The following is a 12681-nucleotide window of genomic DNA, read 5'->3' on the forward strand; positions in this document are numbered from 1 at the left end:
AGCCCACCCAAGATGGAACATTCTTCAACAGCCATAGAGATCAAGGCTGCGTGCGAAGCGGCGGTCCTGACGTTCTTCCATGCGCTGGACACCCGCCGCCACGACGCCGCCGCCGCGCTGATGGCCGAAGACGGCGTCTGGATGCGGCAAGGGCGCCGGCTTTGCGGCCCGGCGCAGGTGCTGGACGCGCTCAATGCCCGAGCGCCCGAGCGCAGCACCTGCCATGTCATCACCAACCTGCGGCTGATCTCGACCGACGGCGAGTGCGCAACGGTGGGCTATTTTTTGACGGCCTACGACAGCGTGCCGCAAGAGCAGGGCGGCGCGCCCCGCCTGGTGTCGATCCGAGAATGCCAGGACGTGCTGATCGCCACGCAGGATGGGTGGCGTCTGGCCGACAAGAGCAGCCGCCGCCATCTGCCGCCCGAATGACCCGCAAGACACGGATAGCCGAAAAATCAACGCCGGCCGCGCCATGATGCAAGGGGCCGGGATGAGAAAACCACACGATTGCAGCACCCCAAGGAGACAAGCATGGATGCCAACACCATAAGAACATTGGCGCTGCGCCTGGACGAGGCCGAGCAGAGCCGCCGCCAGATACGCCAGTTGTCGCTCGACCATCCCGAGATCACCATCGCCGACGCCTACGCCATCCAGCGAGAATGGGTCGCACACAAGATCGCATCGGGCCGCCGCCTGATCGGCCACAAGATCGGGCTGACCTCGCGCGCGATGCAACTGTCATCGCAGATCGACGAACCGGACTACGGTGCGTTGCTGAACGACATGCTGTTCGCCGATGGCGCCGAGATTGCCCGCGACCGTTTCATCGTGCCGCGCGTGGAAGTGGAACTGGCCTTCATTCTTGACCGCCCGCTGCAAGGCCCTGGCGTCACGCTGTTCGACGTGCTGGACGCGGTGCGCTACGTGATTCCCGCGCTGGAAATCATCGATGCGCGCTCGCATCAGATCGACCCGGACTCCAAGCGGCCCCGCAAGGTGTTCGACACCATCGCCGACAACGCCGCCAACGCGGGCGTGGTCATGGGCGGCCGCCCGGTGCGCGTGGGCGAGATGGACCTGCGCTGGGTGGGCGCGATGATGTCGCGCAACGCCGTCATCGAAGAAACCGGCCTGGCGGCGGGCGTGTTGAACCATCCTGCCAATGGCGTCGCGTGGCTGGCCAACAAGCTGGGCGAACACGGCGTGGGCCTGGAAGCCGGCCAGATCATTCTGGGCGGCTCGTTCACGCGCCCCGTCTTCGCGGACGCTGGCGACACCTTCCACGTGGACTACGGTCCGCTCGGTTCCGTCAGCTGCCGCTTCGTCTGACGCCACCGCACGCACATCAATATTCAAAACCGGCATCAAAACAGCGCGCCCGATATTCCTAGAGCCCAAGCGCAGGCGCGCCCGATATCCCACAGGAGACAAACAGTGAAACCTTCCAACCCCTTGATCTATATGATCGCCGCCGCCTGCGCGGCGTTGCCATCCGCCCCGGCCCTGGCGCAACAGGCTGCCTGGCCGACCCACGCCATCACGCTCGTCGTACCGTTCGCGGCGGGCGGCGGCGGCGACACGCTGGCCCGACTGGTAGCCGAACCGCTGTCGCGCGAACTGGGCCAGACCATCATCGTGGAGAACCGCCCCGGCGCGGGCGGCAACATCGGCACCTCGATCGCCGCGCGCGCCAATCCGGACGGCTACACGCTGTCCTACGGCACCAATGGCACGCAGGCAACCAACCACTGGCTGTACAAGACGCCGGGCTACGCGCCCAGCGACTTCGAGCCGATCTCGCGCTTTACCGTCATCGCGGCGGCGCTGGTCGTGAACGGCACGGATGATCGCTTCAAGACGCTGGATCAGTTGCTGGCCTACGCCAAAGCGAAGCCCGGCGAACTGACCTGTGGGTCGGCCGGCAACGGCACCTCGTCGCACCTGGCCTGTGAATTGCTGAACCAGATGGCGGGCATCAAGGTCATGCACATCCCGTACAAGGGCGGCGGCGCGGCCATGACGGACCTGCTGGGCGGCCGCATCTCGTTCCTGATCGACGTCATGCCCAACGTGTCGGGCCAGATCGCGGCGGGCAAGTTGCGCGCGCTGGCAGTGACGACGCCCCAGCGTGTCGCGTCCAACCCCGACATCCCCACGATGAGCGAAGCTGGCGTGAAGGGCTATGAGTTCTTCGCCTGGGATGGCCTGTACGCACCCAAGGGCACGCCGCCCGCCGTGCTGGACAAGCTGAACGCCGCCGTCAACCGCACGCTGCAACAGCCCGAAGTGAAGAAGATGCTGGAATCGCGCGGCGCCATCCCGTCGCCGACGTCGCGCCAGTCCCTGGCCGAATTCGGCGCCGAGGAATACACCCGGCTGGGCAAGGTCGTGAAAACGGCAGGCGCGGCGATCGACTAAGCGACGGGCAGGGGAGCGGGGCGCGCGGGGAAGGGGAAACCGTCAGGACGGCAGCGCCTCGTGGTCCATCGCGGCGCTGGCCAGGCGCTTGGCTTCTTCGGCCACTCCCTTGCGTTCGCTATAGCGGCTGGTCAGGTAATCGCTGCGGTCGCGCACCAGCAGCGTGAACTTGACCAGCTCTTCCATCACGTCGACGACCCGGTCGTAATAGGCCGAAGGCCGCATCCGGCCCGCCTCGTCGAATTCCTGAAACGCCTTGGCCACCGAAGACTGGTTGGGGATCGTCACCATCCGCATCCACCGGCCCAGCACGCGCAAGGCGTTGACCGCGTTAAAGGATTGCGATCCGCCCGACACCTGCATGACCGCCAAGGTGCGACCCTGCGTGGGTCGCACACTACCGGTTTCCAGCGGCAGCCAATCGATCTGGCTCTTGAACACGCCGGTCAGCGTGCCGTGACGCTCCGGACTGCACCAAACCTGTCCCTCGGACCACAACGACAAGGCGCGCAACTGCGCCACCTTGGGATGATCGGCCGGCGCGCCATCCGGCAACGGCAAGCCCGTGGGATCGAAGATGCGGGTCTCGGCGCCCAAGCGGGTGAGAATGCGCGCGGCTTCCTCGGTCAGCAGGCGGCTGTATGAGCGCTCGCGCAGCGAGCCATACAGCAGCAGAATGCGCGGCGGATGCGTCGCGCCGCCCGTCAGGGCCAGCTTTTCTTGGTCGGGCACATCCAGCAGCGCGTCGTCCAGGCTGGGAAGGCTCTGGTCCGAAGGCGGGCAATACGTCGTCATGGCAATTCTCTTTATCTACGCAATCCAGCAAAAGCCGGCGCGTTCGGCCGGCTTTCCATGGAAAAAATCTCAGCGCACGCGGCGCCCGTGTTCATCGATCACGGCTTCGCCGTCTTCCTTGACGAACGCCCCAAGTTGCGGCGCGTCCAGAATATCCAGGACCAGCTCAGACGGACGGCACAAACGCACGCCGGCAGGCGTCACGACAATCGGACGGTTGATCAGAATGGGATTGGCCAGCATCGCGTCGATCAACGCGGCGTCGTCCAGCGACTCATCATTCAGGCCCAGCTCCTTACAGATCGCTTCCTTTTGCCGCATGGCCTCGCGCACGGACAGGCCGGCGCGCGAAATCAGGTCGACCAGCGTGTCGCGGTCGGGCGGAGTCTTAAGGTATTCAATGACTTGCGGCTCGATGCCTGCATTGCGAATCAGCGCCAAGGTGTTGCGCGAGGTGCCGCACTTGGGGTTGTGATAGATGGTGACGTTGCTCATGGTGTGCAAAGTTCCGAGTTAGGGGTGATAGAAGTGGCCTGCGCAGCTATTGAAATAAAGTCAGGCCCGGGAATGTTCATAAAACAGCAACGGACGGAGCCGTGTCGCGCGCTACGCGGAAGGCAACCCAAGCCAGCCGTGGACGCCTACGTAGATGCCGACCGCGATGATCAGCACGCTTGACAGGTAGGGCGCCCGCCGGGCGATTACGCTGAACCAGGGAGCGCGCCGGGTGACATGCCGCACGCTAAGCGCCGCGACTGCCCCGACCGTCACCAACGTGATGGCCAGCCCGATCGAGAAGCACAACACCAGCACGGCCCCAAGCGTGAATTCCTTCAACTGCAAGCAAAGCAGCAGCACCGTGATGGCCGCAGGGCAGGGGATAAGCCCGCCCGTCAGCCCAAACAAAGCGATCTGCCAGTTGGTCACATTCCGGTTCGCAAAGCGCCGCCGAATGTCATTGGCATGCGCCAGTTGGTGCGCGTCCTGATAGCCTTCGCCAGCAACATCCAGGCCGCGCAGTTCTTCATGAATGGGGTCGTGCTGGTGGCCATCCGGCTCTACGAACGCGACGTCATAACTATGAGCGTGACCACCGTGGACCAAGGTCAGCCGCGCCATGAATTCATGAGGTTCTGGTATCTCTTCCAGAGATTCCAGGAAGCCATTCTTCTGCCTGAACCGGAACACTTGTTGTTGGCCATCGATTCGCTCGGTGGTGACCGTGACTTCCTGAGCCTGCCAGTCATTCCCTCCAAGACGGGTCAGGCGCCAACGTGCAGGCATGCCGTCCTCGAACAATTCAAGCGCTACGCGGCCGTGTCCGGTGTCGATTTCATGGCGCGCGGCGCCGTGGTGGTGATCAGCGTGGTGATGATCGTTGTGGTGATGATCGTTGTGGTGGTGATCGCCGTGGTCATGATCATGATGAGAGTGTCCGTGCGCCTCGCCATGCTGCTCGCGCCAGGTTCTCCAGAACATCCAGGCAGCGATCAGCACGATGATCGCGCCAGAGGCCAGTTGAAAGTAGGGCTCCAGTTCCTCGGCCGCTACGCCTCGCCATAAGTACATACCACCCAGGCCGATGCCCCACACGATCAGCGTGTGCGAGATCGTCGCGGTCAGGCCCAACAGCACCGCCTGCCATACGGTTCCCCGGATGGCCACGATGAAAGCCGCCATCATTGTTTTGGAATGGCCCGGCTCAAGGCCGTGCAGGGCGCCCAACAGGATGGCGCTTGGAATGAACAGCCAGGCGTGGGTAGCGCCCTGAGCAATCAGCTCGGGAAACGACAGCATGGGGAAAAGCCTTTAGAGGTAGCTCGTGTTCTCTTGTGAAAACCGGACAGGCAGATCGCAGCGGCAACCGCGAACCCTGAGACGGTGCAAGCGCCGATCAGCGCGAACACGCTCGCAATAGGGATGGGAAAGTGCTTCATCGGGAATTCCTGGTCAGCAGGTCCCGCGGCCAACAGGATCGGAGATCTCGCAGAGCGCTCCCTGACAGCAGTGCTCGGTCAGGTAGCCAAGCAATCCATCCATTTGAGAAAAGTCGGCGCGATAGATCAGGTTGCGTCCCTGCGGTTCGACGCTCACCAGGCCGGCATGCGCAAGTTCCTTCAGATGGAAGGACAACGTATTACGCGCCACGCCGAGTTGGTCAGCCAGAACGCTGGGCAGCAACCCTGGAGTGCCTGCCACAACGAGCGCGCGGAAAGTCCGCAGTCGCTGGGGATGGGCAAGAGCGCCTAGCGCCGAGATGGCTTGATCTTCATTCATTATTCGATCATACAACGATCATTGAACTGTCTGATATCAAGAGGTCCGGCTCGAAGCGGGTCAGAGGGGACATTTGAATGCCGTCAGTCGCCAAAGCATCGCAACCCGCATAATTCGTACTTTACATAATACACATTATGCGGATTACGCCAGTTGGGCGATCCACCTCATCAGAAGCCGACTTCTTCATTGCACTTGACCCCGCCCAGGTTTCCCCGGTTAATGTCGCTCCCCATCGTCCAGCGGACTCCTGTGCAGGAGTCATCGCCTCTGTCCACGTCAAGGTTATGGTTGCATCCACCCTCGTTGCCATGCTGTGTGCACATCTACTGTGCTTTTCGGGCATGTTTTTATTAATCAGCCGTCGTCTGCCCGGCAACCGGATGGGAATGGATTTCTTCGCCGCGGGCAATCTGCTGCTGGCGTGTGCCTATATTCTGCAACTGGTCGAAGGCGGCCCTGCGTGGAGCGTCATGAGCGTCGTCAACCACATCCTCACGCTGGCCGCGCCGATTGCCTACTGGCTGGGCGCGATGCGCTTTTTTGGGCGTCAGGTTCGATTGTGGCGGACGTTGATCCTGTTTTCCGTGGCTTATGGCATTGCCCAATGGGTGGTGCAATCGACCGCCGGGCCGACCGCGCGCTACGCAATGCTTGCGGCGATGGCCAGCCTGCTTTTCTTTGTGATGACTCTCACCGTGATCTATGGGGTTCGTACGTTCGCAAAGGACTTGTACGGAGAGATGTTCTTCTTTGCGCTTCTGATTAGCGGCATCTGTGTTCTGAACGCGTTGAAGTTCTTGAAAATCGTCGATGGCGGCCTGGATGCGCTGCACATGGATAGCCGATTTCAAATGATCTTCTACATCTACATGTCCACGCTGGCGACCATTGTGCCCCCTTCCATCGTCTGGCTCGTACTGCGGCGCCTGACGGATAGCCTGCGCAATATGGCGGCCCGGGATCCCATGACGGATCTGCTCAATCGCCGAGGGCTGCTGGAGGCGCTGACCCAGTCTTTCAACGCCCGAAATGCCGGGCCGGCTCGCCTGCTGCTGTTGGATGTCGATCATTTCAAGCGCATCAATGACACCTATGGGCATCAAGCCGGCGACGAAGTCATATGCCAGGTCGCAGACATACTCCGCTCCACGGTCCGCCGCGGCGACTTGACGGGTCGTATAGGCGGAGAAGAGTTCGTGGCTGTCTTCCTGGACGCTGACGGCGACCGTGTCATCCACTTGGCAGAGCGTCTGCGCGCCAGCGTTGAAGGCCATGCCATCAACGTGGCGGGTTCTGCCGGTGCGCTGCGCTGCACGGTCACCATTGGAATTTCACCCCCCTTTCATGGCGTACATGATCTGGAGGAAGCGCTTCGGCACGCCGACGCTGCGCTGTATAGAGGCAAGGCGGCGGGACGGAATCGAATCGAATCAGCCGATGTCTTCAGCAGCATTCCTGCTGAAAGCGCCAAATTGGTTCTCGCGCAGACGGGCCCCTAGACACCGATGTTCGGCGCAACCGCCGCGCCTTGGATCCCATGCCGTTTCAGCGCCTGGGCAACAAAGCCACTGCGCTTCATTTCTTCGACAAATTCACGCAGCACATTTGCCGCCGCCGCCCCTCGGCTGGGCGGCAAGCCCATTGCCTGCCGGATGGTCATGAAGCTGCCGGGCAACAGGCGCAGGCCCGGATGTTCCAGCGCGTCCTTCTCAAGCTGCTGCTTGACGCCAGCGGCGACGTCGTCGCCTGCGCTTAGAAAAGTCTGGACCACCGTGGGCGACGTGGCCGCGCGCGTGATGGTGGCGTGCTTCAGTTCCCGGCTAAGGAACAGGTCGTAGGCACTGCCCTTCCCCACGGTCACGCGGTGGCCGGCGCGGTCGACTTCGTCCATGGACTGCAAGGGCGAAGCGTTTTTGACCAGATAGGCCCCTTCGATCAGGACATAGGCATCGGTGAACGTGATCGTGGATGCGCGCTTGGGATCGATGGCAAAAAAGCCGATGTCGGCGTTCTCGTTCGAGACCATATCGACGGCCTCGCCGGCGCTCTCAAGCACAACCAGTTCCAGCGGCACGCCCAGGTGAGTTGCGAAGGCCCGGGCAAGGTCGACCGACACGCCTGCGGCCGCGCCCTCGGCGTCGCGCCGCGCCAGGATGGGATTGCCCAGGTTGATGGTGGCGCGCATCGGGCCGGTCGGCGTGAAGGCGGCGATAAGTTCGGAAGTCAGGTTCATAGACAAGATGTTGAGGTTCAAACGCTGATGCGTTGCAGATGGGAGGTACAGCACAAGTCGATGCGCTGGGGGGTGAGATCGTCGCCAAACCACGCGTTGATGGCGGCCTGGCGCGCGGCTACGTACTGCGGTTGCCCGGCAGCATCGAGCGTCATCCCGATGTCGTGCCCCGGCACCAGCAAGGTGCCGGGTTTGCGCCGCCAAAGCTCCCAGATCTGCGCGACGCTGGCATGGCTGGCGTTCCGGTCCGCCGTATCGGCCACCGTGCCTGACAGCAGTTCAGCGCGGTTCTTGGCGGCATCGCCGGTGAACAGAATGGTCTGCTCGCCCGCGTCCACGTAGAACACCAGATGCCCGGGCGTATGGCCCGGCGCGGCAATCGCTGTCATGGCAGGCAGAAACACGTCGCCGTCCTGCAATTGGCGGACGCGCTCAAGCCGGGTCAATTCGCGCACATACAGTTCGGGCAAGGGATTGAAGCCGGGTGGTTGGTCTGCCGCCCAGCGCAATTCCTTGGCGCCGATCCACACCGTGGCGTTCGGAAACAGCGTGAAGTTGACGGCATGGTCGTAGTGCGCGTGCGTCAGGACCACGTCGGTGATCGCCTCGGGCGTGACGCCGCACGCGGCAAGCTGCTGGCCCAGCAGATGGCGCACGCCAAATGCGCCGACGTCGACAAGAATGTTGTGGCCGCCGTGGCGCAGCAGCGTTGTTGTGCTCCAACCCAAACCACCGTGGCACACTGCCCTGCCCGGATAACCCTGAATGAGTATGTCGATCTGGTACATGGTCAATCCGCCTTGATGTTTGCGTCCTTGATCAGCTTTCGATAGCGGCCCAGGTCGTCTTTGATCAGCGCCGCGAAAGCCTCGGGGGTGCCGGCAACCATCTCGTTGCCCCCTTCCGTCGCCAGCTTCTGAATGACTTCCGGATCGCCTGCGGCCCGTTGCACAGCCTGATGCAGCCGCGCGATGATGGCGGGATCCGTGCCGGCCGGCGCCAATAGCCCCTGGAACTGCGTGACGGCGAAGTCCTTGTAGCCCAGCTCCTGCAAGGTCGGAATTTCCGGCAGGCCGGGCGCGCGGCGCGGACCAGACACCGCATAGCCGCGCAGCTTGCCGGACCGGATATGCGGCGTGGCGGTCACCACCGTATCGAACGTGAACGTCAGCTGGCCGCCCAGCACATCGGTCAGCGCCTGCGCGTTGCCCTTGTAGGGAATATGCGAAAGCTGGGTTCCGGTCTGGCGCGCAAACAGCTCGCCCGCCAGATGGCCGCCAGCGCCCACGCCCGCCGAGCCGTAAGTCACCGAGCCGGGAGCCTTCTTGGCTTGCGCGATCAGGTCGGGGATGCCTTGGATCTTCGATTGGCCGGGCACGACCAACACATATTGATAGCTGGTGATCTGGCTGATGGGCGCGAAGTCGGCGACGGGATCGTAGGGGGTCTTGGCGTAGAGCGACGGGTTCACCACCAGCGGGCCGCTCGCGTCCAGCAGCAAGGTGTAGCCATCGGGCGCGGACTTGGCCACCATGTCCGTGCCGATCATGCCGTTGGCGCCGGGTTTGTTCTCGACCACCACCGTGGCGCCCAGGTCCTTGGTCATGTGCGCGGCCATCACGCGCGCCGTGATGTCGGCCGCGCCGCCCGCCACGTAGGGCACGATCATGCGGATGGGCTTGTCGGGATAGCCGGCGGCCGACGCCGATCCGGCAGCCAGGGACATCATTGCCGTGCTTGCCAGCGCCCAAGCGAATGCGTGGATTGCTTTATTTTTCATCGTTGTCTCCTGCATGCCGGCTTTTATTCAGCGTGACGCTTCAACAGCGCCAGCACATCGGCGTCCAGCGCGATGCCGTCTTTGCGTTGCGACGCCAGGCGCGCAAGCTCGATTTCGCCCGGTTGAATGACAGGACGCTGCGCATCGGCGGGCGGGCTCTCATGCAGGATGGACGCAAAGTCGTTCATGCGTTCGGCCAACCAGCTGGCCGAGCCCAGGCGACGTGTGTCGATCAGCAGGAAGAAATGGCCCAGGTTCTGCGGCTGATCGGGGGCATCGACCCACGATTTCACATGGGTCAGGTAGGCGGCGTTGGACAGCAGGCCGGCAAACAGATCGACCATCAGGGCCAGGCCGTAGCCCTTGTGGCCGCCGATGGGTTGCAGGAATCCGTCCAGCGCCTGTTTGGGATCGGTGGTCGGCAGGCCCTGCGCGTCCGTGGCCCAGCTGTCCGGAATGCTTGTGCCGGCTTTCAGCGCATTGCGGATCTTGGCGCGGGCCACCACGCTCATCGCCATGTCCAGCAGGAAGTGTTTGCCGCCCGGGTTGGGCACGCCGAAACCGATCGGGCTGTTGCCCACGCGGGCGTCCGTGCCGCCCCAGGGTGCGATCGTGGTGGTGGCGTTGCTGCCGATGATGCTGGCGTAGCCGGCCTCGGCGGCCAAGAGGCCATACGGAGAGATCGGGCCAAAGTGGTTGCTGTTGCGGGCAAACGCAATGCCCACCCCACTCTCTTTTGCGGCGGCCATCGCCGCACGCAGCGCATGCATGCCGACCAGGGGGCCTACGCCATTGTCGCCATCGATCAGGCGGATGGCCGGGGCCGGGCTGCTGACCTGAATCTTCGCCTCTGCGTTGATCCCCTTGACCTGCAAGCGCTCGCCGTAGGACTCGATGCGCGACAGGCCGTGGGTGGACAGGCCGAACAGATCGGCCAGCACCAGGATCTCGACCACGTCGGCCGCATCGGCGGGCGGCAAGCCCAGCCGTTCGAAGGCCTGGACGCCCAGTTTCTTCAGTTCGCTTTCCGGGACGACGACTTTGTCACGAGTGTTGGACATGCTGATGCTTCCGATAGGAGTTGAGGTTATTCAATGGACAGGCGCGCGTCTTTCACGACCTTGCCCCAACGCTTTTCTTCGGCGTCGATGAATGCGGCGAATTCGGCGGGGCCCGCGCCGGAGGGTTCGCTGGCGTCGTGCGCCAGGCGGCTGCGCACGGCGTCGCTCTGCAAGGCTTTCACGGCGGCCTGATGCAGCCGCTCTACGACGGGCGCGGGCGTGCCGGCCGGCGCCAGCAAACCGAACCATTGCGAGCTTTCGAAACCCGGAAAACCTTGTTCCGCGACGGTGGGCACGTCCGGCAATACGGACAGCCGCTGGGCGGATCCGACCGCGATGATGCGGATGCTGCCAGCCTGCGCATGCGGCAACAGTCCCGGCGTGCCGGCGGCTGCGGCGTCGATATTGCCGGCCAGCAGGTCGTTCACCTGCGCGCCGGTGCCCTTGTACGGCACGTGGACGACGTCGATGCCCGCAGCGGTTTTCAACATTTCGAAGGCCAGGTGGCCCGCGCTTCCATTGCCCGCCGAACCGTAGTTCAGTTGGCCGGGCTTGGACTTTGCAAGCCCGACGAACTCCGGCAAGGTCCGCACCGGCACCTTGGCGCCCACGGCAAACAGCATCGGCAGCTTGGCCAGCAGCACGATGGGCGCGAAGTCGCGCCGGGCGTCGTAATTGAGTTTGGGCATCATGCTGGGGTTGACCGCCAGCGTGCCGACGTGCCCCAGGATGAGCGTGTAGCCATCGGGATTGGCGCGCGCCACTTCGCTGGTGGCGATGGTCCCCTGCCCTCCGCCCTTGTTCTCCACCACGACCTGCTGCCCCAGATCCCGCGACATTTCGACGGCGACGGCGCGGGCCACCACGTCGGAGCTGCCGCCAGGTCCATAGGGAACGAGCAGCCGAATCGGCCGTTCGGGCCACGCCGCCTGCGCAAGCGGGGCCAGCGTGGACATGCCGAACGCAATCAGGGCGCCGGCGACAAGGCGGCGAGTAAGCAGTCCACTACGCAATCCAGAAAGCAATGACATCGATCGAGTCTCCGTGTGAGCGCCGCCTCTTGGAGCGGCTGACGGCTATCGTGCGCCCCGGTCGGAATAGAGTAAAGTGCAAAAATTCGCTCGATTCTTGTCCAAAACGCATGAAATTCGATCTTGCAGACCTGCGCGCTTTTTTGGCCGTGGCCGATCTGGGAAGCTTCCGCGCGGCCTCCGACGCGCTGCATCTGTCGCAATCGGCGCTGTCGCGCCGCGCGGACAAACTGGAGGCGGCACTTGGCGTGCAGCTGTTCACGCGCACCACGCGCCGGGTGGAACTGACCACCATCGGACGGGGCTTCGTGCCACGCGCGCGCAATGTGCTCAACGAGCTTGAAAGCGCGTTAGTCGGAATCCAGGATGTGGCCGAAAGGCTTTCGGGCCAGGTGACGGTCGCTTGCGTGCCGTCGGCGGTGGCGTACTTCCTGCCGGAAGTCATCCGCGATTACCACGCGAAATATCCGCGCATCCGCATCCGCATCATTGATGAGTCGTCATCACAGGTGCTGACGGCCGTGGCGCGTGGCGAGGCGGACTTCGGCCTGACCTACATCGGCACCAATGACGCGGAGATCGAATTCAGGCCCTTGCTGGAAGAGGCCTTCGTGGTGGCGTTAAGCCGGGGCCACCCGCTGGCTCGGCGCAAATCACTTAAATGGGGAGATCTGGCGGACCACCCGTACATCACCCTGGCGCAAGGCAGCGGCAACCGCTTTCTGATCGATCAGGCGCTGGCCCTCAGCGGCGATCGGCCCCGCCATTTTTGCGAGGTGCAGCATGTGCCGGCGCTGGTGAGCATGGTGGAAGCCGGGCTGGGCATCGGCGTGGTTCCGCGTCTGGCGATGCCGGCCAACGATCACGGCACGCTGGTCAGCGTGCCGCTGACGGATCCTTCCGTGACCCGCAAGATTGGCTTGATCCACCCGCGCGGCAAGGCGCTCAATCCCGTCGCCAAACTTTTCTACGACCTGCTGGCGGAACAGGTGGAATCAAGAAGCCGGGGGTAAGGCGAACGATGTTGTGGGCCACGGATCTGGCTCATTCCCGATGTTCGCCGACAAGGCCCCGGTC

Annotated in this window: 14 protein-coding genes; 5 read left to right on the forward strand and 9 right to left on the reverse strand. The window is 63.5% G+C overall.

Going from position 1 to position 12681, the window contains the following annotated elements; genetic code table 11:
* Positions 1-12 precede the first annotated feature (12 nt).
* From API01S_RS05685 to API01S_RS05695, 3 genes are all read left to right on the forward strand, one after another.
* Positions 13-432: a nuclear transport factor 2 family protein gene (locus API01S_RS05685; protein ID WP_050728768.1), complete on the forward strand. Its 420-nt coding sequence runs from the start codon at positions 13-15 to the stop codon at positions 430-432.
* A gap of 102 nt (positions 433-534) precedes the next feature.
* Positions 535-1335 carry a 2-oxo-hept-4-ene-1,7-dioate hydratase gene (gene hpaH / locus API01S_RS05690; protein ID WP_050728769.1) on the forward strand — a complete coding sequence of 267 codons (801 nt, stop codon included), beginning with the start codon at positions 535-537 and terminating at the stop codon, positions 1333-1335.
* Between the two features lie 132 nt (positions 1336-1467).
* Positions 1468-2424: a Bug family tripartite tricarboxylate transporter substrate binding protein gene (locus API01S_RS05695; RefSeq protein ID WP_050729261.1), complete on the forward strand. Its 957-nt coding sequence runs from the start codon at positions 1468-1470 to the stop codon at positions 2422-2424.
* A 42-nt stretch (positions 2425-2466) separates the two neighbouring features.
* Here API01S_RS05695 and arsH read toward each other — a convergent pair whose 3' ends face one another.
* The 4 genes from arsH to API01S_RS28730 all read right to left on the reverse strand — a co-directional run bounded on the left by arsH (position 2467) and on the right by API01S_RS28730 (position 5496).
* Entirely contained in the window at positions 2467-3219 is a 753-nt protein-coding gene (gene arsH / locus API01S_RS05700; RefSeq protein ID WP_050728770.1) for an arsenical resistance protein ArsH, read from the reverse strand.
* Between the two features lie 69 nt (positions 3220-3288).
* On the reverse strand, positions 3289-3714 hold the full coding sequence (gene arsC, locus API01S_RS05705; protein WP_061303518.1) for an arsenate reductase (glutaredoxin): 426 nt from the start codon (positions 3712-3714) through the stop codon (positions 3289-3291).
* Between the two features lie 111 nt (positions 3715-3825).
* Positions 3826-5016, reverse strand: coding sequence for a nickel/cobalt efflux transporter (locus API01S_RS05710; RefSeq protein WP_050728772.1), 1191 nt, complete (start codon positions 5014-5016; stop codon positions 3826-3828).
* Between the two features lie 153 nt (positions 5017-5169).
* Positions 5170-5496, reverse strand: a complete 327-nt coding sequence (locus API01S_RS28730; RefSeq protein WP_082306007.1) for an ArsR/SmtB family transcription factor — start codon at positions 5494-5496, stop codon at positions 5170-5172.
* A 287-nt stretch (positions 5497-5783) separates the two neighbouring features.
* Here API01S_RS28730 and API01S_RS05720 point away from each other — a divergent pair, with 287 nt between their 5' ends.
* Positions 5784-6998, forward strand: coding sequence for a GGDEF domain-containing protein (locus API01S_RS05720; RefSeq protein ID WP_156329858.1), 1215 nt, complete (start codon positions 5784-5786; stop codon positions 6996-6998).
* Here the strand turns inward: API01S_RS05720 and API01S_RS05725 are convergent.
* The 5 genes from API01S_RS05725 to API01S_RS05745 are packed head-to-tail and all read right to left on the reverse strand — an operon-like array spanning position 6995 to position 11604.
* On the reverse strand, positions 6995-7732 hold the full coding sequence (locus API01S_RS05725) for an ABC transporter substrate-binding protein (protein ID WP_061303520.1): 738 nt from the start codon (positions 7730-7732) through the stop codon (positions 6995-6997). The genes API01S_RS05720 and API01S_RS05725 overlap by 4 nt on opposite strands.
* A 17-nt stretch (positions 7733-7749) precedes the next feature.
* Positions 7750-8520 (reverse strand): MBL fold metallo-hydrolase, encoded by a 771-nt coding sequence (locus API01S_RS05730; RefSeq protein WP_061303522.1) that lies wholly within the window; start codon positions 8518-8520, stop codon positions 7750-7752.
* 2 nt (positions 8521-8522) lie between these two features.
* A complete protein-coding gene (locus API01S_RS05735) occupies positions 8523-9512 on the reverse strand; it encodes a Bug family tripartite tricarboxylate transporter substrate binding protein (RefSeq protein ID WP_167351693.1) in 990 nt (329 codons plus the stop codon).
* Positions 9513-9535: 23 nt separating this feature from the next.
* Complete coding sequence (locus API01S_RS05740; RefSeq protein ID WP_061303526.1) at positions 9536-10573, reverse strand: Ldh family oxidoreductase; 1038 nt, start codon at positions 10571-10573, stop codon at positions 9536-9538.
* Positions 10574-10599: 26 nt separating this feature from the next.
* Positions 10600-11604: a Bug family tripartite tricarboxylate transporter substrate binding protein gene (locus API01S_RS05745; RefSeq protein ID WP_061303528.1), complete on the reverse strand. Its 1005-nt coding sequence runs from the start codon at positions 11602-11604 to the stop codon at positions 10600-10602.
* A 110-nt stretch (positions 11605-11714) separates the two neighbouring features.
* Here API01S_RS05745 and API01S_RS05750 point away from each other — a divergent pair, with 110 nt between their 5' ends.
* Positions 11715-12617 (forward strand): LysR family transcriptional regulator, encoded by a 903-nt coding sequence (locus API01S_RS05750; RefSeq protein ID WP_061303530.1) that lies wholly within the window; start codon positions 11715-11717, stop codon positions 12615-12617.
* The last annotated feature ends 64 nt before the right edge of the window (positions 12618-12681 follow it).

The sequence above is a fragment of the Achromobacter piechaudii NBRC 102461 genome, from assembly GCF_001571245.1.
GTDB classification, from domain to species: Bacteria; Pseudomonadota; Gammaproteobacteria; order Burkholderiales; family Burkholderiaceae_B; genus Achromobacter; species Achromobacter piechaudii.

What these genes read in the sequence shown, in the direction of transcription:
- API01S_RS05685 (WP_050728768.1), top strand. Translation starts at nt 13, where the DNA reads ATGGAACATTCTTCAACAGCCATAGAGATCAAGGCTGCGTGCGAAGCG.
- hpaH (WP_050728769.1), top strand. Translation starts at nt 535, where the DNA reads ATGGATGCCAACACCATAAGAACATTGGCGCTGCGCCTGGACGAGGCC.
- API01S_RS05695 (WP_050729261.1), top strand. Translation starts at nt 1,468, where the DNA reads ATGATCGCCGCCGCCTGCGCGGCGTTGCCATCCGCCCCGGCCCTGGCG.
- arsH (WP_050728770.1), bottom strand. Translation starts at nt 3,219, where the DNA reads ATGACGACGTATTGCCCGCCTTCGGACCAGAGCCTTCCCAGCCTGGAC.
- arsC (WP_061303518.1), bottom strand. Translation starts at nt 3,714, where the DNA reads ATGAGCAACGTCACCATCTATCACAACCCCAAGTGCGGCACCTCGCGC.
- API01S_RS05710 (WP_050728772.1), bottom strand. Translation starts at nt 5,016, where the DNA reads ATGCTGTCGTTTCCCGAGCTGATTGCTCAGGGCGCTACCCACGCCTGG.
- API01S_RS28730 (WP_082306007.1), bottom strand. Translation starts at nt 5,496, where the DNA reads ATGAATGAAGATCAAGCCATCTCGGCGCTAGGCGCTCTTGCCCATCCC.
- API01S_RS05720 (WP_156329858.1), top strand. Translation starts at nt 5,784, where the DNA reads ATGGTTGCATCCACCCTCGTTGCCATGCTGTGTGCACATCTACTGTGC.
- API01S_RS05725 (WP_061303520.1), bottom strand. Translation starts at nt 7,732, where the DNA reads ATGAACCTGACTTCCGAACTTATCGCCGCCTTCACGCCGACCGGCCCG.
- API01S_RS05730 (WP_061303522.1), bottom strand. Translation starts at nt 8,520, where the DNA reads ATGTACCAGATCGACATACTCATTCAGGGTTATCCGGGCAGGGCAGTG.
- API01S_RS05735 (WP_167351693.1), bottom strand. Translation starts at nt 9,512, where the DNA reads ATGAAAAATAAAGCAATCCACGCATTCGCTTGGGCGCTGGCAAGCACG.
- API01S_RS05740 (WP_061303526.1), bottom strand. Translation starts at nt 10,573, where the DNA reads ATGTCCAACACTCGTGACAAAGTCGTCGTCCCGGAAAGCGAACTGAAG.
- API01S_RS05745 (WP_061303528.1), bottom strand. Translation starts at nt 11,604, where the DNA reads ATGTCATTGCTTTCTGGATTGCGTAGTGGACTGCTTACTCGCCGCCTT.
- API01S_RS05750 (WP_061303530.1), top strand. Translation starts at nt 11,715, where the DNA reads ATGAAATTCGATCTTGCAGACCTGCGCGCTTTTTTGGCCGTGGCCGAT.